Genomic DNA, 19,772 nt, shown 5'->3' on the forward strand with positions numbered 1-19,772 from the left:
GCTTAGTTTCCTTTGCTGACGGCGGCCGGCGTGGCCGAGGCCGAGGCCACCGCCTTGGGCGCCGCCATTTCCACTTTCTGGCCGTCCTTGAAGTTCGAGCCCGGCGTGCGCATCACCACGTCGCCGCTGGACAGGCCGGACTTGATGCTCCAGTAGCCGCTGCGGTCGTCGCGCTGGCCGACCGTGATCGGGGTCTTGACCAGGGTCTTGTCCTTGACGCGCCAGGTGTAGCTGTTGTCGCCGTTCAGCACCAGGGCCGAGTTGGGCACCATCAGGGTCGAGGTCAGCTCGGCCTCGACGCGGCCTTCGGCGTACAGGCCGGCCACGCGCGGCTGCGATTTCTCGTTGAAATCGACCAGCACTTCGACCTGGCGGGTGACCGGGTTGGCGGCCGGGTCGACGCGCTTGACCTTGCCGGTGAAACTCTGGCCCGGATAGCCGTTGATGCGGAAGGCGACCGGCTGGCCGATCTTGACCACGCCGATCTTGTCGGCCGAGACCAGGCCCTCGAAGCGCATGCTGGTCGGGTCGATCACCTTGATCAGTTCCTTGCCGATCTGGGCGGTGTCGCCGTTCGACACCTTGCGCTCGCTGACCACGCCGTCGAACGGCGCGCGCACCTCGGTGCGGGCCAGCTGCTGGCGGGCCGTGACGGCGCGCGCCTTGGCGGCGGCCAGGTCGCTCTGGGCGTTGTTGCGGCGGATTTCAGCGTCCTCCATGGCCTGGGCCGAGGTCATGCCCGAGGCGCGCAGCGTCTTCTGGCGCTCGAGCATACGGTTGGCCTGCTCCAGCGACTGGGTCGACGCGCGCAAGGCTTCGTCGGCCGAGGTCATGCCGTCGCGGATCGAGGTCGCGTCCAGGCGCACCAGCAGGTCGCCCTTCTTGACGGTCTCGCCGTTTTCCTTCAGCACCTGCAATACGATTGCGCTCACCTCGGCGCGCAGGTCGGCCTTGCGCTCCGGCTGCACCGAGCCGGTGATGACCGGGCCGGACGCCAGCGAATTCGACTCCACCGTCGCCAAGTCTTCCGGCGACGCCGACAGGACGGCCGGCGCCTTTTTGTCGGCGGCCTTGGCGGCAGCCGGGGCGTCCGCCTTGGCCGGTTCCTTGTCGGCCTTGCCGCAGGCAACCAGTGCTGAAGCGACGGCTAAGGCCAGGAGGGTTTTGCGCAACATAGAGAGTTCTCCGAAAATATTGTATAGGTGCGGAATTTACAAAAAACCACAAGTGGCGAAGTATGTGGAGTGCAACTTGTGATGTCAATCAGAGTGGGACGGACTGCGGGAATCTACGGCTGAAATGCAAAAAACGGGAGTGAACGGCGGATGTATCGCGCCGGACGCAGCACTTTCACCGATTGAAGAGCAGATTGATCAGGTGCCCCATGGCAATGCCGGTGGCCAGGCCGCCGCCGATTTCAACCAGCGTGTGGCCCATGCGTTCGCGCAGCCAGGTGTGGGCCCCGTCGTCCTTGGCCAGGCGGTTGATGGCGGCGGCCTGGCGGCCCACGTGCTGGCGCAGGCTGTTGGCGTCGATGATGACGATGAAGCACAGCGTGACAGCCACGCCGAAGGCCGGATGGTTCATGCCCTCGCGCAGGGCGATCAGGGTCGCCATGCTGGACACCACCGCGCTGTGGTTGCTCGGAAAACCGCCGTTGCCGACCAGGTTGAAAGCCCATTTACGCGCCTTGGCGCTATTGATCAAAAATTTGATCGGACCGACAGCGGTCCATGTCATGACAGGAGTAAGCAGGTAAGCGAGATCCATCGTGAATTCCTTTGTGGCAATCCGTCCATTATCGCAGAATGACTGTGGACGGCGGTAGCAAGTAATATAAAATCGGCACGCTCATATTTAAGGAACCACATGAAACATTTCAGAATTTCTTTCTTCGTCACCGTCGTGCTGATGGCCGTGGCCGGCTGGTGGGGCTATAGCCGGGGCGGCAGCGCCGGCCTGTTGTCGGCCCTGTGGATCACCGCCGTGCTGGGCGTGATGGAGGTCTCGCTGTCGTTCGACAACGCGGTGGTCAACGCTGCCGTGCTCAAGGACTGGAACGCCTTCTGGCAGAAGCTGTTCCTGACGGTCGGTATCGTGGTCGCGGTGTTCGGCATGCGGCTGCTGTTCCCGCTGCTCATCGTCTCGGTCGCCACCGGCCTGGGGCTGGGCGACGTGTGGAACATGGCGCTCACCACGCCGGACGAATACTCGCGCTACCTGACCGGCGTGCACGCCGAGGTCGCGGCCTTCGGCGGCGCCTTCCTGCTGCTGGTCTTCCTCAACTTCCTGTTCGACGAGGAAAAAGAGCTGCACTGGCTGGGCTGGCTCGAAGCCAAGCTGGGCAACTGGGGCAGCAACGGCCTGGCCACCCTGCTCGCCCTGCTCTCCGTGTTCGCCTGCGTGGCGCTGGTGCCGGAAGCGAAGAAACTGAGCGTGCTGATGGCCGGCGTGGTCGGCGTGGCCGTCTATGTCGGCGTCGACTGGATCAGCGGCCTGCTGGAGGACGAGGAGCACGACCCGGCCACCGGCGTGGCGCTGGCCAAGGGCGGCATCGGCGGCTTCATGTACCTGGAAGTGCTGGACGCCTCCTTCAGCTTCGACGGCGTGATCGGCGCGTTCGCGATCACCTCGGACGTGGTCATCATCATGCTGGGGCTGGCCATCGGCGCCATGTTCGTCCGTTCGCTGACGGTATTCCTGGTGCACAAGGGCACGCTGGACGAATTCGTGTTCCTCGAGCACGGCGCGCACTACGCCATCGGCATCCTGGCGCTGATCATGCTCGCCAGCGTGAAATACCACATTCCCGAGTGGTTCACGGGCTTGTCCGGGGTCGCTTTCATCGGCGTGTCGCTGTGGTCCTCGATCCGCCACCGCCGCAGGACGGCGGGGGAATGATAAGATCGCAAGGTTGCCACCAAATCAGCAAAAACACATGAACAAACCTTCACGCATCAAATACGTCCTGCTGGCGCTCGTCCTGGGCGCCGGCCTGCTGTTCGCCGGCTACACCTGGATCGCCTTGCAAGTCTCGTACTCCGAGGGCGAGCGGGCCGGCTACCTGCAGAAGTTCTCGAAACGGGGCTGGATCTGCAAGACCTGGGAAGGCGAGCTGCTGCTGACGTCGATGCCGGGCGCCATCCCGGAGAAGTTCCAGTTCAGCGTGCGCGACCCCGAGCTGGCCAGGCAGCTGATGGCCGCCACCGGCAAGCGCGTGCTGCTCAGCTACGCGCAGCACAAAGGCGTGCCGACCGAATGCTTCGGCGAGACCGAGTACTACGCCGAACGCGTGCAGGTGCAGCAGCAGCCCTGACCGCCAGCGGCTACGGGCCCGCCAGGGTCCGCAGCGCCGCCTTCATCTCCAGGCAAGTGTCGCGCAGCGCAGCCGCGAAGCGCGCGACACTGGCCGACTCCGGCCGGTGGCTGGGCAGCACCAGGCTCACCGCATACGGTATCGACACCGAAAAGCGCCGGATCGCCAGCCCGCGCGGCGCATACTCCAGCGCCGTCAGCGGGTTGACGATGGCTATCCCCACCCCCAAGTTGACCGTCGCGCACACCGCGCTCGCGCTGTGCGTCTCCACCACCATGCGGCGCGCCACGCCCAGCTCGCGGAACAGGCTGTCCGTGCGCAGGCGGTAGGGATCCTCGGGCGCCAGGCACACCACGTCCTGCCCCTCGAAGTCCCGCGGCGCCAGCACGGCGCGTCCGCACAGGGGATGATACGCAGGCAGCACGCACACCACATCCTCCAGCAGCAAGGTTTCAATGACGGTGCCAGGCGGGGCCGCCAGGTCCTCCGTCAGGCCGAGGTGATAGCGCTGCGCCGACAGCGACTCCTGCAGCGCCGGCGCCTCCTGCGGCGCGATGCTGACGCCGATGCCGGGATGGCGTTGCCGCGCCAGCTGGCACACCTGCGGCAGCAGGCCGTGCGAAAACGCGGGCAGGCAGGTGATGCTCAGCTGGCTGTGGCGGTGGTGCCGTATGCCGTCGGCCGCGCTGGCGATGCGCTGCAGGCCGACATAGCTGCGCTGCACCTCCTCGAACAGCAAGTGGGCCTGCTCGGTCGGCACCAGCTTGGCGCCGGCACGCTGGAACAGGGTCAGCCCGGTGACGTGCTCGAAGCGGCTCAGTTCACGGCTGATGGTGGGCTGCGAGGTGCGCAGCACGGCGGCGGCGGCCGTGGCGCTGCCGGTGGACATCACCGCCCGGAAGATCTCCACATGTCTGAAATTGAAATTCATGCGCCAAAGCATATCAGATATGAATAGGATGCCGATAACTTGATATTTTTAAATCAAGACGCGTCCCGCCATACTTTCCCCATCATTGAAGCACCAACCAAAGGGAAAACATGGATCACTTCAGCTATATCGACGGCCGCCTGCACGCCGAGGGCGTGGACGCGCACGGCATCGTCGAACGGTACGGCAGCCCGGTGTACGTCTATTCGGCCCGGACCTTGCGCGACCACGTGGCGGCGCTGCGGCTGGCCTTCGCGCCGATTGCGCCCCTGATCTGCTTCTCCGTGAAAAGCTGCGCCAACCTGAGCGTGCTGCGGCTGCTGTCCGAGGCGGGCTGCGGCATGGACGTGGTCAGCGGCGGCGAACTGTACCGCGCGCTGGCGGCAGGCGTGGCGGCGGACCGCATCGTGTTTGCCGGCGTCGGCAAGTCGGAAGACGAAATCCGTTACGCCGTCGAACAAGGGGTCTACCTGTTCAACGCGGAATCGGAAGGCGAACTGAGCCGGCTGGACCGGGCGGCGCTGGCGGCCGGCAAGCGGCTGCGCGTGGCCGTACGGGTGAATCCGGATGTGGCCGACGCCAGTACGCCGGCCAAAACCGCCACCGGCGGGCGCCAGACCAAGTTCGGCGTGCCGCTGTCGCGCGCGGCTGCGTTGTTCGCCCCCGGCCGCTACCCCGGCATCGACGTGTGCGGCGTGCACGTGCACCTGGGATCGCCCATCCAGGATGTGCAAACCTATCTCACCGCGATCGGCCGCATCGAGGAACTGGTGGCCGAAGTGGAGCGCGCCGGCGGCCGCATAGACACGGTCAATATGGGCGGCGGATTTCCGGCGCAGTACGGCAGGCCGGCTGCCGGGCAGCGGGAAGCCGGGCAGGACGGGACCGCGCCGGGCGCCGGGCACACCGCAGCGCAGAAGGTCGGGCTGGCTGGACTGGAAGCCGGGCAGGAAAGCGCGGCGGCGGACGCCAGCGCCTTGGCCGCCATGGGGCGCGCGATCTGCGAACGCCTGCGCCCGCTGCAGGCGCAGGGCAAACGCTTCATCATCGAACCGGGACGCTCCATCAGCGCCAACGCCGGCGTGCTGCTGACGACCGTGGAATACGTGAAGCAAGGCTGGGACGCCCTGATCACCGTGGTCGATGCCGGCATGAACACCCTGCTCAGGCCCAGCATGTACGGCGCCGAACATTTCATGTGGCCGGCGCAGCACGGCAACCATAGCGGACACTGGAGCGCGCTGGCCGGGCCGAATGGCTACGACGCCGTCGACGTCGTCGGGCCGATCTGCGAAACCGGAGACTATTTTGCGCTGGGCAGACCGATGCCGCCTATGGCGAGCGGAAGCGTGCTGGCGGTGTTTTCCTGCGGCGCCTACGGCATGAGCATGGCGAGCCAGTACAACGCGCGCGTGCGGCCGGCCGAGGTGATGGTGGATGGCGCGGAAGTGCGCGAGATCCGGCGGCGCGAGACCTGGGCGGACCTTGTCGCGCACGAGCTGGACGGCCTGAACGGCCCGGCGCGGGCCTAGGCAAGGTTCAACGCGCGCGCCATACCGACGTTACCGACTCCGCCGTTTCCTTCAGGCGGCCGATCACGTCGCGGGCCATGGATTCGGACTGCTCGTGCTCGGCGCGTGCGCGCGCCGCAGCCAGCGTGGCGGCGAAGGCATTTTCTTCAGTCGCCGCGCCTTGCGCCGCTCCGGCTTCCATGGCGGCGGCCACTTTTTCTTCCAGCGCATTGAGCGCGTTCTGCGCGGCGTGCTGGCGGCGGGTTTCCAGTTCCAGCAGCTTCTGCTTGGCCGCCGTCATCGCCTGCGTGGTGTCGGCCAGCTTGCGCTGCATCGCGGCGTGTGCCCTGGCCGCTACGACCAAGGCTTTCTGCTCTTCGGTCTTGTCTTGCGCCGCCTGGGCGGCGGCCTGTTCGGCCTGCTCGCGCTGGCGTGCCAGTTCAGCCTGCTCGTGCTCGGCATCGGCGCGGGCGCGCAGCGCGGCGGTGGCGGCCTGCTCGGACTCCAGACGGCTTTCGATCGATTTGGCGGCGCGCGCCTCGGCCGCGTTGGCGAGACGCTGCTGGGTCAGCTTCTGCTCGATCACGGCCAGCGACCGACGCTCGGTTTCGACGAATTCCTGCTCCGCTTTCAGCAGTTCGGCGGCTTGCGCGGCCTTCTCTTCTTCCACGCGGGCGCGCTGCACGTGCACTTCGCTCAGTTCGACCGCCAGGCGGGCCTGGGCGGCGACGGCTTGCGCCGCCAGGGCTTTCTGTTCGGCTTCGACGGCAGCCTGCCCGGCCAGCGCCTCGATGGCGGCGGCTTCCTTCTCGGCGGCGTCGGCCAGCGCCTGGTCGGCGCTGCGCTGCAGGCGCTGCGCCTCGGCCTGCTTCTGTTCGGCGGCAACGCGCGCGGCGGCGGCCACGGCGGCGGTTTCCTCGGCTTCCAGGCGGTCTTTCAGGGCGGCGATGGCTTGCTGCTCGACTTCGGCGCGGGCTTGTTCGGCGGCCAGCAGGTCGGCGGCGCGGGCGGCTTTTTCCTCGGCCAGCGCGGTGGCGGTGTTCTGCGCTTCGACCTGGGCCGACAAGGCGGCCACTTCGGCTTGCTGGGCGGCGTTCTGGGCGGCGGCCAGTTCGACGGCGGCGCGCGACAGCGCAGCACGCTCATCGGCCAATTGGGCGGCGCGCTGCTGCTCCAGGCTGTCGGCACGGGCGGCTTCGGCCGCGGCTTGCTCGGCAACCTGGCGCAGATGAGCCTGCTCCATCGCCTGCGACTCGGCCTCCAGCTTGGCCAGGGTTTCCAGTTCAGCCTGCTGCTCGGCGTCGAAACGCGCCAGCGCCACGGCGCGCAGCTGGCGGTCCACTTCGATGCGTGCTTCGGTGGCGGTGATGATGCGCGCGTCGGCGTCGCGGCGCGCCTGTGCGCTGGCGGCGGCGACCGCTTCCAGCCGCTCGCGCTGCACGGCGGCGTCGCGGATTTCCTTTTCGGTCTGCAGGCGCAGGTGCAGCGATTGCGCCGCGCTGCGCTCGGATTCGGCCTTGGCCAGCGCGATGGATTCGCGCTCCTGCTCCAGGTGGGCCAGCGCGCGGGCTTCTTCCAGCGCGCGCGCCTCGGCGGCGGCGCGGCTGAAGGCCGCTTCCAGCGCGATCTGGTCGGCGCGCTCGCGCTGCACGGTCAGTTCCAGCGCTTCGGCTTCAGCGGTGGCCAGCGCGTCGGCGGTCTGGCGGGCGCCGTAGGCGTGGCGTTCGCGTTCGCGCGCCAGGGTCGCCAGGCGGGCGTCGGCCGAGGCGATGCCGACCATTTCTTCGCGCGCCGCCTGCACGGCGGCCAGGCGTTCGGCCGCCTGCAGGCGGGCTTGCTCGGTTTGTGCGCTCAGTTCGTCGGCGGCGCGGGCGGCCTGCTCAGCCAGTTCGGCTTCGGTGGCGATCTGCTCGGTGGCGCGCTTGCGGCTTTCTTCTTCAGCGCGGGCGCGCTGCTCGGCGGCGATGCGGATCTGGGTGTCGGTGACGGCGCGCGCGCGCAACTCGGCGGTTTCCTGCTTGACCGCTTCCAGCCGGGCCACGCTGGCCTGGGCAGCGGCGCGCAGGCTTTCCAGGCGCTCGCGGTTGGCGGCGATGGCTTCCTCGGCGACCTGGGCGCTTTGCTGGGCGGCGGCGGTGGCGGCGGCGTCGATGGCGGCGCGGTCGTCTGCCAGGGAGCGGGCGCGCGCTTCGGCGTGGGCGCGGCTTTCGGCGGCGCAGGCAGCCTTCGCTTCGGCTTCGACCCGGGCGATGGCTTCCTTGATGGCGCTCATGTCCATCGGGCCGCGCTGGGCGGTATCGGCGGCCTCATGCATCGGCAGTGCGGGCGCGTCGTTTGCGGACGGTGCGACTTCGATCGTTTGTGCCAGTTGTGCTTGCATGAGAGTTCTCGCTAGTTCGACGGTTGATTCGGGATTTCCGAGTCATCATTATCGAATAGCGGGGGGCGCGGCAAGACCGCGAGCAAGGCGGGGATTTCCCGCCAATTCGCCGCTTAGACCGGCAGCGGCGCCTCGTCCATGAGCGCGACCTGCTCGCGCAGCTCCAGCACCCTGTCCTGCCAGTAGCGCTGGGTATTGAACCAGGGGAAAGCGACCAAAAAGGCCGGATCGTCCCAGCGGCGCGCGATCCAGGCCGAATAATGGATCAGCCGCAGCGTGCGCAGCGCCTCGACCAGGTGCATCTCGCGGCTGTCGAAATCGCAAAAATCCTCGTAGCCGGCCAGGATGTCGCCCATCTGGCGCACCTGGTCGTGGCGCTCGCCGGACAGCATCATCCACAAATCCTGTACCGCCGGCCCCATGCGGCTGTCGTCGAAGTCGACGAAATGCGGGCCCGCATCCGTCCACAGCACGTTGCCGCCGTGGCAATCGCCGTGCAGGCGCAAGGCGGCCACGTCGCCCGCCCTGTCGTAGCAGTGCCGCACGCCGTCCAGCGCCTGCGCGCTGACGCTGCTGTAGGCCTCCAGCAGCTCTGGCGGGATGAAGTTGTTGGCCAGCAAATAGTCGCGCGGCTCGACGCCGAAAGTGGCCGGGTCCAGCGCCGGCCGTTCGCTGTAGCGCGCCAGCTTGCCGACCGCGTGGATGCGGCCGATGAAGCGCCCGGTCCACTCCAGGGTGGCCGGATCGTCCAGTTCGGGCGCGCGGCCGCCGTGGCGCGGGAAGACGGAGAAGCGGAAGCCCTGGTATTCATGCAAGGTCTTGCCGTTGACTGTCAGCGCCGGGACGACGGGGATTTCGCGCTCGGCCAGTTCGGCCACAAAGGCATGCTCTTCGAGGATGGCGGCGTCGCTCCAGCGGCCCGGGCGGTAGAACTTGGCCACCAGCGGCTTGCCGTCGTCGATGCCGACCTGGTAGACCCGGTTTTCATAGCTGTTCAGCGCCAGCAGGCGGCCGTCGCCGTACAGGCCGATGCTGTCGAGGGCGTCGAGCACGCAGTCGGGACTGAGGGCGGCGTAGGAGTGGGTGTGGTCGCTTGTCATGCCCCCATTGTAAGCGCCGCCGCATTCTTCCGCCCGGAAGAGTGCGGCGCAGCGTATACTGGCGGCTTCAAATAGAAGGATTAAGTATATGCACCTCGAACAGCCTCTGAGCGAAAAAGAATTCGACGAATTGGACAATTTCCTGCTGTCCGACCGCAGCCCGGAAGATTCCATGACCATGGATCACCTGCATGGCTACCTGACCGCGATCGCCATCGGCCCCGAGCCTATCATGCCGGCCGAGTGGCTGTCTCGCGTGTGGGGCCCGGACGGCAAGGATGCGCCCAAGTTCAAGAACGCCAAGGATGAGGAACGCATCGTCAACCTGATCATGCGCTTCATGAACGAGGTGCTGGTGACGTTCGAAGTGGCGCCGAAAGAGTTCGAGCCGCTGTTCGTCGAGCACGAGGTGGACGGCCAGGTGCTGATCGACGCAGAAGCCTGGTGCTGGGGCTTCTGGGAGGGCATGGAGCTGCGCCCGGGTTCGTGGGACGCGATCTGGGACTCGGAAGTGGGCGACCTGATGCGCCCCATCTACCTGCTGGGCGCGGACGAGATCGAGGAAGACGAACTGCCGCTGGTGGAAGATCCGGTCAAGGCGCACAAGCTGGGCCAGGAACTGGAAGCGAATTTGCCTGCCATCCACAAGTTCTGGGTGCCGCGCCGCAAAGCGCCGGTCACGACCCTGGTGCGCGACGAGCCGAAAGTCGGCCGCAACGACGACTGCCCTTGCGGCAGCGGCAAGAAGTACAAGAAGTGCCACGGCGCCGAAGGCGCGACCGACACCGGTGCTGAATAGTCCCTGGCCTTAGCCTGGGTTCAGTTCCAGCTTAGCCTTACCTCACCCGCCGGCATCGCCGGGCTGCGCTCGCGGCCCGCTGCCCGGCGGGTTTTCCCCGCCTGACATTTCTTGCCTCCCCCTCACCCGAGCTGACAATTTTTGTCCGTTCCGCCCTTCCCCCCCGCCCTTGTTGAATGTTCAAGCTGCAAATTTTCGTCACTTTTTGCGTGGCATGCAAATTGCTGTTTGGAAACAAGCATCCAACAACAAGGAGAACCTCATGCAACGAACACAATGCCGGGCCTGGGCTGCGGCCTGCCTGATGAGTCTGGCGGCCAGCAGCTGGGCCGCCACCGCCACACTGGAGCATACCGCCCGTGGAGAAGTCGCGCTGGGCAGCAAAGTCTGGTTCCTGGGCAAAGTCGACGGCGTCGGCACCTTCATGAAATTCAGCGTCAACGGCGTGGCAGGCGGCAATGCCGTGTACGGCACGCTCAATTCGCAGAATGGCGAATACAAGGCGCCGGCCGCAATGCCGGAGAACCGCTATATCACCATCACCGGCACTACCTCGGACAAGCTCACCGCAAGCGCGACGCTGAAGCTGAAGATGACGTCCACCACCACGACCAGCCCGACGCCTACGCCTACGCCGACGTCTACCCCAACGCCTGCGCCCGTGCCGGTCCCGCTCGGCGAGCAGCCGGCCACCGATCCAGCCACCATCGCCGCCGCGCGCCTGCTGGAGCAGGCCACCTTCGGTTCCACCACGGCCGAGATCGCCAAGCTCAAGGCCCTGGGCCAGGCCGCCTGGCTGGCACAGCAGTTCGACATGCCGGCCAGCGCCCTGCCCGTCGCCGCCGACCTGAACGCGCTGCGCGCGAACTGGTATCAAAACATGGCCGGCGGCCAGGACCAGCTGCGCCAGCGCATGATCTTCGCGCTGTCCCAGCTGTTCGTGGTCTCCGCCGACAAGAATCCCTACGCCAGCGAAATGCAGCCCTGGCTGACGACGCTGTCCGCCAACGCCTTCGGCAACTTCAACACCCTGCTGCGCGAAATGTCGCTCAACCCCTCCATGGGCAAATACCTGGACCTGGGCAACAGCAAAGCCCCGGCGCCGAATGAAAACTACGCGCGCGAAGTGATGCAGCTGTTCACCATCGGCCCTGTCATGCTGAACCAAGACGGCAGCGTGCAGACCGACCGCAACGGCGACGCCATCCCCGCCTACGACCAGAACCGCATCGGCGACATCTCGCGCGCCCTGAGCGGTTGGACCTACGCCGGCACCAACGCCACCGGCGCCAACTGGGAAAACTTCAGCGGCCCGCTGCAGCCGCGCGAGCGCCTGCACGACAAGGCCGGCAAGACGCTGCTGATGGGCACCGTGCTGCCCGCCGGCCAGAGCACCGTGCAGGACTTCGACGCCGTGATGGACAACCTGTTCAACCACCCCAACCTGCCGCCCTTCATCGCCATCCGTCTGATCCGCTCCTTCACCAGCAGCAACCCCAGCCCGGCCTACATCGAGCGCGTGGCAAACGTGTTCGCCAGCGGCCCGGCCGGACGCGGCGACCTGAAAGCCACGCTGAGCGCCGTGCTGACGGACGCCGAAGCGCGTCAGGATACGCCCAGCGCCAGCCAGGGCAAGCTGAAAGACCCCGTGCTGCACTCGCTGAGCCTGTTCCGCGCGCTGGACGCCACGGTCGTCAATCCCACCAATGCCTTCTGGGAATACGGCCTGCTGGGGCAAAAGCTGCTGAACGCGCCCAGCGTGTTCAACTTCTATTCGCCGATGACCGGCCTGCCAGGCACGCCAGGCCAGTTCGGCCCCGAGTTCCAGGTCTACGCGCCAGCCCTGGCGATCGCCCGCGCCAACTTCCTGTACCGCTTCCTGTCCGACGAATACAAGGGCATGGTCGCCATCGACATCGCGCCCTACGTGGCCGCCGCCGGCGACGTCACGACCTTGCTGAACCTGGTGGACGCCAGGCTGCTGCAGGGCCGCATGTCGCCCGCCGCGCGCACCGCCATCGCCTCCTCGGTCAGCGCCACCACCGACAAGACCCAGCGCGCCCTGACCGCGCTCTATTTGACCGCCGCCACTGCCGAATTCGCAGTCCAGCAATAGGAGAACAAAATGAGCAAACAAAACCTGTCACGCCGCGGCTTCCTCGGCATGGGCGCGCAAGCCGGCATGCTGGGCGCGCTGTCCTCGCTCGGCCTGTTGAATGCCACGCCTGCGCAAGCCGCCGTCGGCGACTACAAGGCGCTGGTATGCCTGTACATGTTCGGCGGCAACGACGGCAACAATATGATCGTGCCGCTCGACAGCGTGAACTACGCCAAATACAGCGCCATACGCGGCGGCCACGGCCTGGCCCTGTCGGTCGCAGCCAAGACCCTGGTCGGCGAACGCAGCGCGCGCCTGCAGGCGGTGGCGAATCCGGTCGAGCAGCCTTTCGGCTTCCACTACGGCATGCCGGAACTGGACGCGCTGTACGCGCAGGGCCAGGTTGCCGCCGTGCTGAACGCGGGCAGCCTGCGCCAGCCGCTGACCAAGGCGCAATACCAGTCCGGCCTGTCAGTCCCGCCGCAATTGTTCTCTCACCCGGACCAGCAATTGCAGAACCAGGCCGGCACGCCGTCGCTGGCCGGCACCGGCTGGGGCGGCCGGCTGGTCGACCTGCTCGGCACCGGCGGCGACCTGGACGCGGTCGCGCTGGGCGGAGGCGGCCTGTTCGTCGAAGGCGTCAAAACGCACGGCAACCTGATCCCCGCCAACGGCCAGCTGAACCTGGCGGGCATGAATTTCTGGCCGCAGGCCGAGGCCGACAAGCGCCGCGCCGCGCTTGTGGCGCTGCTGTCGGCCAACAATGCCAACATGATGGCCGGCGCCGCCAACCGCACGCTGCTCAACGGCATGGAACTGGTGTCCGACCTGAAAGCGGCCACAGGCGGCGCGGCGCTGGCCACCACCTTCCCCGGCTACAATCTGGCCCAGCAACTGAAGACGGTGGCGCAGTTGATCCGGTTGCGCGCCACGCAAGGGCCGGGACGGCAAGTGTATTTCGTATCGCAGGGCGGCTTCGACACGCACGGCGGCCAGGCCTACCAGCAGTTCGACATGCTGCGCCAGGTGTCGCAGTCGGTGGCCGCGTTCCAGCTGGCATTGGCCGAGATCGGCGCGCAGCAGCAGGTGACGACGTTCACCATGTCCGATTTCGGCCGCAGCCTGCAGCCGAACAGCGGCGGCACCGACCACGGCTGGGGCAACCACCACCTGATCGTCGGCGGTGCGGTCAAGGGCGGGCTGTACGGCCAGTTCCCCGACTTCACGCTGGGGGGCAAGGACGACGCCACCGGGCGCGGCGTCTGGATACCGCAGATCTCCAACCAGCAATACGGCGCCACCCTGGGCCGCTGGTTCGGCGCCGACGACGCCATGCTGGAAACGCTGGTGTTCAAGAACGAGCTGAGCAATTTCCCGCTCAAAGACCTCGGCTTCATGGGCTAGTCCAACTTGCTTGAGTGGACCCGGTACGCCGGGGCCACTCAAGTGACCGTTACAGTACACGTGAACAAAATACGCCTGGCGTCATGATCACTGTGCGGCCGAACCGCCCAAGTTGCAGCAGACCAGCTCGGCGATCCCCTGTGACCAGGTAGTCCGCATCGCCCGCCTTCGCCATGGCGAGCAGGAAGGCATCATCGGGATCGTCCGTCTCAATGTCATCGCCAAGGTATTCAAGAACCAGGGCGCGATGCAGTTTATTGATCATTGTTCCCACGCGGGAAGGCTGCAGAATCTTGCGGAATTTCGGATAACGGCTGGCTCGCCGCATTTCATTTAGCTGTACCTGCGACGTAACCACTTCAAACTTGGCAGCTCGCCATGCCCGGTAAATGGCATCTGGAGCACCATGTGGGGAAATAAGTGCCGACAACAAAACGTTGGTGTCGAGCACGACACGCATCAGCGCCTACGTGCCCATTGCACAGCTTCATCGACGGCTGCTGCCAAATCACGTTCGCTAACATTGGCGTTGGACGCCTTGGCCTGTTCAGCAGTCAACTCCAATAGACGCACGCGGACGGCTTCTTCGACAAAGCGCGCCAAGTCACCACTGTGATCTCCACCGTAGCTGGCCAGGAAAACCCGAAGTGACTGATCGGTATCTGCCGAGACCTCGATGCTCCAACAAACCTGTTCCATTCGACACTCCCATAGTCCGACATCGGGTGCGGACGTTTATATGGTTATACACCGTGGCAATCGTACTCTCAATAGGTTCGCAGCATTTCCAGGCAACGGCGCATCTTGGCTTGCGCAGCATCAAATCGGCTGTCTGCGGCCGGCGGTTTCTAATCTGCGCCCCCTCGCCGCGCGCAGGCATACAATCGCTGTAAGGGCAACTTCCGGCGAGTGTGCGATGGGGCATGACGATTATCAGCAGCGCAAGCAGCAGTGGCTGGCGCAGATCGAGGAGTTTTACAGCCAGGTGCAGCTGTGGCTGGAACCGTACGCCATCAAGCACCAGGTGAAGTACGACTTCCACAGCGTGCTGCTGGCTGAGGAACTGCTGGGCAGCTATGCCACGCGCAGCATGGGAATCAAGCTGGGCCGGCAGCACGTGGTGCTGCGCCCGGTGGGGGCCATGCTGGGCGCCAGCGGCGGCCGCATCGACCTGGAGGGCCACCGGGGCAAGGTGTGCTTCGTTCAGCCGAACTTCGGCACCGGCTGGAAAATCGCCACCAAAGACGGCGAATTCCCAGCCTATGAGGATTTTAACGAGGACAACTTCTTCGAGGCGCTGCTGGAAGTATCCAGCGACTAAGACCAGCGCCCGCTCCCTGTCTCACTTGGCCTCACTTAGCCTTACTTGGCCGGGGCCAGCACGATGGCGCCGCCCTTCCACATGGCCATCAGCGCCATGCCCGCCTTGATGGCCTCGTGGTCGTCCTTGGCGTAAGGCTTGGTGTAAGTGGTCACCGCACCGCCCACCGGGGCCGCCAGGTTCTCCAGCGCCTCCTTGATTTTCACGCCGTCCGTGCTGTTGGCCTGCTTGATCGCGGCGGCGAGCAGCAGGATCGCATCGTGCCCGCCGGCGGCTGCCGTCGGATTGACGATGTGGGCGCGCTTGTACTCGCGGCGGTAGGCCTCCTCGAAGGCGCGCGCGGCCGGGGACGCCGCGCCTTCGACGAAGGTCTGCGGCGAGGCGGCGCCGTTGCCGGCCGCGCCTGCAATCGACAGGAAGGATTCCATCGCGTTCGGCCACGAACCGACCAGAGGCAGTCCCATGCCCAGCTTGGCGTTGCCGGTGGCGATCTGCCCCTGTTCCGGGCCGATGCCGTACACCAGCAACACTTGCGCGCCGGCTTCCTTGGCCTTCAGCAACTGAGCCGTCATGTCGGTGTCTTTCAGATTGAAGGTCGCGTCGGATACGGGGCGCAAGCCGTGGCTGGTCAACTGGGCCACCATGTCGCCGTGCCCGCCCACGCCGTACGGGGTGGAATCGGACAGCAGCGCGATCTTCTTGTAGCCTTTCTCGAGCGCGTAATTGACCATCATCTGCGCCTGCAGCGTATCCGACGCCTGCACGCGGAAAGTGTAGTTGCCTTCGGGGGCCGCGGCGTAGGTCCGCGTCAGCTTGGTGCCGGCCGACGCCGGGATCACGTTCGGGATCTTGGCCGCCTGCATGTCCTTCTGGTAAGACGCCACCACGCCGGTGTTGACGCCGCAGGCGCAGGCGACGATGCCTTTGGACATCAGGCTCTGCATGTTTTGCGAGGCCTTCTCCGGCTTGGCCTCGTCGTCCAGCTCCACCAGTTCCAGCTGCCGTCCCAGCACACCGCCGGCGGCGTTGATGGTCTTGACGGCCAGGCGCTGGCCGTCGCGGACCGACACCCCCATATTGGCGGAGCCGCCGGACAGTGGCAACAGCGCGCCGATCTTGATAGTCTCGGCGGCGCTGGCAGCGCCCGCCAGGCAAAGAGCGGCGATGGCGAGGGTGGTTTGCGTGCGTTTCATAACGTATCCTTTTGCGTTGTGGTTAGAAGGTGCTGCGGGTACGACGTGGATGGCGGGCATGGCGCTGCCCTCATGACAAATACGAGGCGACCAGGCCAGCATCGGAGCCCAGTTCGGCCGAGCTGCCGGACATGACAACCGCGCCGCGCGCCAGCACGTAGCCGGAGTCGGCGATGGCCAGCGCGCGGCGTGCGAACTGCTCCACCAGCACGATGGTCAGGCCGTCTTCTTTCAGGCCTGCGATGATCGCGAACACGTCGTTGACGATGTTCGGGGCCAGGCCCATGGACGGTTCATCGAGCAGCAGCACGCGCGGGCGCAGCATCAGCGCGCGCGCGATGGCCAGCATCTGCTGTTCGCCGCCGGACAAGGTGCCTGCCAGCTGGCCCGAGCGTTCACGCAGGCGTGGAAACAGGGTGAACATGCGTTCCAGGTCGGCGGCAATGCCGTCATGGTCGTTCCGGGTGAACGCCCCGAGTTCGATGTTTTCCCGCACCGACATCGGGCCGAACACCTGGCGCCCTTCCGGGCAATGGGCGATGCCGGCGGCAGCGACCTGGCAGGCGGCCTTGCCGGCCAGTTCCTGCCCGTCGAGCATGATGGAACCGGTGGTGTTGCGTATCTGGCCCGAGATGGCGCGCAATGTCGACGACTTGCCGGCGCCGTTGGCGCCGAGTATCGCCACGATGCTGCCTTGCGGAATGGCGAGCGTGATGTCGTGCAGCACGTGGTTGTCCTCGTAGCTGGCGTTGACGCCGGTAAGCGTGAGCGCGTTGGCCGGCGCATGGACGGGCGCGGCATAGCGCGCCGCGGGCGCCATGGATGGCAGTGGCTGCAGTTGCAGCGCCGGGTTCATGTTGGCATTCATGCTGGCATTCATACTGATATCCTCTGAGTTGCCGCTGCGGCAGCGGCTGGGTTGGCTTGGCGCGCGCTTCAGGCGCCCAGATAAGCTTCCTGCACGGCCTGGTTGGTCTGGATCTCCTGCGCGCTGCCGCGCGCCAGCACCTGGCCGAAATTGAGCACGGTGATACTGTCGGACAGCTCCATGACCACGTCCATGTGGTGCTCGATCAGCACGATGGCGATGCCGTGTTCGCGGATCTGGCCGATCAGGCGTTTCAGCGCCGCCAGGTCGGCGCCGCGCAAGCCCGCCGCAGGCTCGTCGAGCAGCAGCAGCTTGGGATTGGTGGCCAGCGCGCGCGCGATTTCCAGGAAGCGCTGCTGCCCGTAGGACAAGTTCCTGGCCAGGCCGTGCGCGTGGGCTGCCAGGCCAACCGTCCCCAGCAGCGCCATGGCGCGCGCCGTGGCATAGGCATCGATCGAGTGGTGCATGCCGGCCAGCACGTTGTCGAGCACCGACAGGTCGCCGAACACTTGCAGGTTCTGGAAGGTGCGCGAAATGCCCAGCGTGGCGATGCGGGTGGTGCCGGCGTCGGTCAGCGGGACGCCGTCGAACAGCACGCTGCCGGTGGTCGGCTGGTACAAGGCCGTGAGCACATTCATCGTGGTCGATTTGCCGGCGCCGTTGGGGCCGATCAGGCCCATCACGCTGCCCGAGCGCACCGAGAACGACACGTCCGTCATGGCCTGGAAGCCGCCGAAGGCCATGGTCACGCCGCGCACCTCGAGCAGCGGCTCGTGCGCCGCCGGCGCGACCGCGCGGATGCCGCTGCCGTCCTCCGGCGCTACCGATTTGTGCGCCGGCACATAGGCCGGCAGCAAGCCCATGACGCCGTTGCCGAGATAGGACACCACCATCAGCACGATGGCGCCGTAGATCGCCAGCCGGTGCTCGTTCAAGTCCTCGACGCCGTAGGCCAGCGCCACCAGGCCGGCCGCAAACGCCAGCGGCACGGCCATGCTGCCCAGGCCGGCCGCGCCGCGCCGGCGCCAGCGGGCCGCGCCGACGCCGGCCAGCACCCCCAGCACGGCGATGGCCAGCGCGCGGAACGCGACATGGCTGCCCAGCAGGTCGGGGAACACCACCACGATGGCGGCGCCCAGCAGAGGGCCCGACATCGACTTCTTGCCGCCGAACAGGGCCGCCATCAGGAACATCAGACTGGTCTCGAAGCCGAAGGTGTCCGGGAACAGCACGCCCTGGCTGTACACGTAGAGCAGGCCGGCCAGGCCGCCGAAGGCGCCCGACAGCACGAAGGCCAGCTGCTTGTGGCGCGCGGTGCCGATGCCCATGCAGTCGGTGGCGATCGGCGAGTCGCGCAGCGCCTCGAAGGCGCGCCCGGTCCGCGAATGGACCACGCGGTGCGCCACCCACAGCGCCAGCGCCAGGCATGCCAGGATCAGGTAGTAGAAATGCCAGGCGCCCAGGCTGTGGCCGAACAGCGTTTGCGGCTCCAGCTGCATGCCGCTCTGTCCGCCGGTCACCTCGGCGGTCTGCGACAGGAACACATAGACGATGCGGCCGAAGGCGAAGGTGGTCAGCACCAGGAAGGGGCCGTTCACGCGCAGCAGCGGGAAGGAGATCAGCCAGGCCGACAGCGCGCCGACGCCGATCGACAGCGGGAAGGCCAGCGCCAGCGGCAACCCGGCGTGCAGGTTCATCCAGCCGGCCGCGTAGGCGCCCATGCCGAACAGCGCGGCGTGGCCGACACTGACTTCGCCGGTGTAGCCGGTGACGAAGTCCAGGCCTTTGAGGGCGATCGCGTACATGCCGATCAGCGACAGCACCGTCACCACGTAGCCGGACGGCTGCAGCACGGGCAGCGCGAGGGCTGCCAGCACCAGCGCCACCATCGTGACGCCGATATCGTAAGGGAAATTTTTAAGGGTCATCGTATGCTCGCTCAGACTTTTTTGATGACGGCCGAGCCGAACAGGCCGGTCGGACGGAAGGACAGCATCAGCAACAGCAGCACCAGGCCGGGGATCTCCTTGTACAGCGAGGACACCGAATAAGCGGTGACCGCGTCCAGCACGCCGATCACCAGGCCGCCCACCAGCACGCCGCGCGCCGAGGTCAGGCCGCCCAGCACCGCCACCTGGAAAGCCTTCAAGCCCAGCACCACGCCCATCGAGGCGCTGGTCGTGGTCAGCGGCGCGATCAGCAGGCCGGCGATGGCGGCCAGCGCGCCGGACAGGGCGAACGAGCCGGACACCACCCACGCCGCGCGGATGCCCATCAGTTCGGCAGTCGAGCGGTTGATCGCCACCGCCGCCACCGCCTTGCCGTAGCGGGTCCGGGCCATGAACCACGCCAGGGCCAGCACCGCCGCCCCGACCGCGCCCATGGTCAGCAATTCCATCGGCAGGATGCGGATGTCGAACAGCACGAAAGGCGTGGAAGAGAACGGCGCGGCCACGGCCAGGTCGTCCTTGCCCCAGATCGCCTCGAACACGTTTTTCAGCACCAGCGGGCCGAGCGCGATGGTGCCCAGTATCCAGCCCGACTCGGAACCGCGCTTGAGGGCCGGAGCCACGGCCGCGTGGTAGGTGAACAGGCCGAGGGCCGCGCCGGCGATGGCCACCAGCGGCACGGCGCCCCAGTAGCTGACCAGCGGCGCCAGCGTGAAGGCCAGCAGGCCGCCCAGGGCCACCGCCTCGCCCTGGCCGAAGTTGAGGGTCTTGGAAGTGCTGTAGGTGGCCTGGTAGCCCAGCGCGATGACGCTGTAGATCAGCCCCAGCACCATGCCTGAAAAGACCACTTGCAATAGATTGCTCATCGTTGCTCCTTGTGACGGGATGCACCGCTCCGCGCG

18 protein-coding genes are annotated in these 19,772 nt (G+C 66.6%); 7 read left to right on the plus strand and 11 right to left on the minus strand.

Features of this window, described 5'->3' with window-relative positions:
- Positions 1 to 2: 2 nt before the first annotated feature.
- A complete protein-coding gene (locus ACSQ8Y_RS16045) occupies positions 3 to 1,175 on the minus strand; it encodes an efflux RND transporter periplasmic adaptor subunit (RefSeq protein ID WP_436267443.1) in 1,173 nt (390 codons plus the stop codon).
- Positions 1,176 to 1,350: 175 nt separating this feature from the next.
- Positions 1,351 to 1,770, minus strand: coding sequence for a divergent PAP2 family protein (locus ACSQ8Y_RS16050; RefSeq protein WP_436267444.1), 420 nt, complete (start codon positions 1,768 to 1,770; stop codon positions 1,351 to 1,353).
- Between the two features lie 99 nt (positions 1,771 to 1,869).
- Here ACSQ8Y_RS16050 and ACSQ8Y_RS16055 point away from each other — a divergent pair, with 99 nt between their 5' ends.
- Together ACSQ8Y_RS16055 and ACSQ8Y_RS16060 are read left to right on the plus strand one after the other, a co-directional pair.
- On the plus strand, positions 1,870 to 2,901 hold the full coding sequence (locus ACSQ8Y_RS16055) for a DUF475 domain-containing protein (RefSeq protein ID WP_436267445.1): 1,032 nt from the start codon (positions 1,870 to 1,872) through the stop codon (positions 2,899 to 2,901).
- 37 nt (positions 2,902 to 2,938) lie between these two features.
- Positions 2,939 to 3,316 carry a hypothetical protein gene (locus tag ACSQ8Y_RS16060; protein WP_436267446.1) on the plus strand — a complete coding sequence of 126 codons (378 nt, stop codon included), beginning with the start codon at positions 2,939 to 2,941 and terminating at the stop codon, positions 3,314 to 3,316.
- 10 nt (positions 3,317 to 3,326) lie between these two features.
- Here the strand turns inward: ACSQ8Y_RS16060 and ACSQ8Y_RS16065 are convergent, their stop codons facing one another.
- A complete protein-coding gene (locus ACSQ8Y_RS16065) occupies positions 3,327 to 4,247 on the minus strand; it encodes a LysR family transcriptional regulator (RefSeq protein WP_436267447.1) in 921 nt (306 codons plus the stop codon).
- A 110-nt stretch (positions 4,248 to 4,357) separates the two neighbouring features.
- Here ACSQ8Y_RS16065 and ACSQ8Y_RS16070 point away from each other — a divergent pair, with 110 nt between their 5' ends.
- Complete coding sequence (locus ACSQ8Y_RS16070) at positions 4,358 to 5,779, plus strand: diaminopimelate decarboxylase family protein (RefSeq protein WP_436267448.1); 1,422 nt, start codon at positions 4,358 to 4,360, stop codon at positions 5,777 to 5,779.
- A gap of 7 nt (positions 5,780 to 5,786) precedes the next feature.
- Here the strand turns inward: ACSQ8Y_RS16070 and ACSQ8Y_RS16075 are convergent, their stop codons facing one another.
- Positions 5,787 to 8,138 (minus strand): hypothetical protein, encoded by a 2,352-nt coding sequence (locus ACSQ8Y_RS16075; RefSeq protein WP_436267449.1) that lies wholly within the window; start codon positions 8,136 to 8,138, stop codon positions 5,787 to 5,789.
- Positions 8,139 to 8,251: 113 nt separating this feature from the next.
- Positions 8,252 to 9,238 carry a serine/threonine protein kinase gene (locus tag ACSQ8Y_RS16080; protein WP_436267450.1) on the minus strand — a complete coding sequence of 329 codons (987 nt, stop codon included), beginning with the start codon at positions 9,236 to 9,238 and terminating at the stop codon, positions 8,252 to 8,254.
- Positions 9,239 to 9,326: 88 nt separating this feature from the next.
- Between ACSQ8Y_RS16080 and ACSQ8Y_RS16085 the strand changes: the two genes are divergently transcribed.
- The 3 genes from ACSQ8Y_RS16085 to ACSQ8Y_RS16095 all read left to right on the plus strand — a co-directional run bounded on the left by ACSQ8Y_RS16085 (position 9,327) and on the right by ACSQ8Y_RS16095 (position 13,539).
- Entirely contained in the window at positions 9,327 to 10,037 is a 711-nt protein-coding gene (locus ACSQ8Y_RS16085; protein ID WP_436267451.1) for a UPF0149 family protein, read from the plus strand.
- A 262-nt stretch (positions 10,038 to 10,299) separates the two neighbouring features.
- Positions 10,300 to 12,153, plus strand: a complete 1,854-nt coding sequence (locus ACSQ8Y_RS16090; RefSeq protein ID WP_436267452.1) for a DUF1800 domain-containing protein — start codon at positions 10,300 to 10,302, stop codon at positions 12,151 to 12,153.
- Between the two features lie 9 nt (positions 12,154 to 12,162).
- A complete protein-coding gene (locus ACSQ8Y_RS16095) occupies positions 12,163 to 13,539 on the plus strand; it encodes a DUF1501 domain-containing protein (RefSeq protein ID WP_436267453.1) in 1,377 nt (458 codons plus the stop codon).
- A gap of 49 nt (positions 13,540 to 13,588) precedes the next feature.
- On the opposite strand, the gene ACSQ8Y_RS16100 is transcribed toward ACSQ8Y_RS16095, so the two are convergent.
- Together ACSQ8Y_RS16100 and ACSQ8Y_RS16105 are read right to left on the minus strand one after the other, a co-directional pair.
- Positions 13,589 to 13,999, minus strand: coding sequence for a putative toxin-antitoxin system toxin component, PIN family (locus tag ACSQ8Y_RS16100; protein ID WP_436267454.1), 411 nt, complete (start codon positions 13,997 to 13,999; stop codon positions 13,589 to 13,591).
- Positions 13,999 to 14,238 (minus strand): ribbon-helix-helix domain-containing protein, encoded by a 240-nt coding sequence (locus tag ACSQ8Y_RS16105; protein WP_436267455.1) that lies wholly within the window; start codon positions 14,236 to 14,238, stop codon positions 13,999 to 14,001. Before ACSQ8Y_RS16105 ends, ACSQ8Y_RS16100 begins: the two co-directional genes overlap by 1 nt.
- 217 nt (positions 14,239 to 14,455) lie before the next feature.
- On the opposite strand from ACSQ8Y_RS16105, the gene ACSQ8Y_RS16110 reads away from it, so the two are divergent.
- Entirely contained in the window at positions 14,456 to 14,860 is a 405-nt protein-coding gene (locus ACSQ8Y_RS16110) for a hypothetical protein (protein WP_436267456.1), read from the plus strand.
- 41 nt (positions 14,861 to 14,901) lie between these two features.
- Here ACSQ8Y_RS16110 and ACSQ8Y_RS16115 read toward each other — a convergent pair whose 3' ends face one another.
- The 4 genes from ACSQ8Y_RS16115 to ACSQ8Y_RS16130 all read right to left on the minus strand — a co-directional run bounded on the left by ACSQ8Y_RS16115 (position 14,902) and on the right by ACSQ8Y_RS16130 (position 19,736).
- Positions 14,902 to 16,053, minus strand: a complete 1,152-nt coding sequence (locus ACSQ8Y_RS16115; protein ID WP_436267457.1) for an ABC transporter substrate-binding protein — start codon at positions 16,051 to 16,053, stop codon at positions 14,902 to 14,904.
- Between the two features lie 70 nt (positions 16,054 to 16,123).
- A complete protein-coding gene (locus ACSQ8Y_RS16120; RefSeq protein ID WP_436269843.1) occupies positions 16,124 to 16,873 on the minus strand; it encodes an ABC transporter ATP-binding protein in 750 nt (249 codons plus the stop codon).
- A gap of 116 nt (positions 16,874 to 16,989) precedes the next feature.
- On the minus strand, positions 16,990 to 18,849 hold the full coding sequence (locus ACSQ8Y_RS16125) for a branched-chain amino acid ABC transporter ATP-binding protein/permease (RefSeq protein ID WP_436267458.1): 1,860 nt from the start codon (positions 18,847 to 18,849) through the stop codon (positions 16,990 to 16,992).
- Between the two features lie 11 nt (positions 18,850 to 18,860).
- Entirely contained in the window at positions 18,861 to 19,736 is an 876-nt protein-coding gene (locus ACSQ8Y_RS16130) for a branched-chain amino acid ABC transporter permease (protein WP_436267459.1), read from the minus strand.
- Between the last annotated feature and the right edge of the window lie 36 nt (positions 19,737 to 19,772).

It is taken from the genome of Pseudoduganella sp. LjRoot289 (genome assembly GCF_964252925.1).
GTDB lineage: Bacteria > Pseudomonadota > Gammaproteobacteria > Burkholderiales > Burkholderiaceae_D > Rugamonas.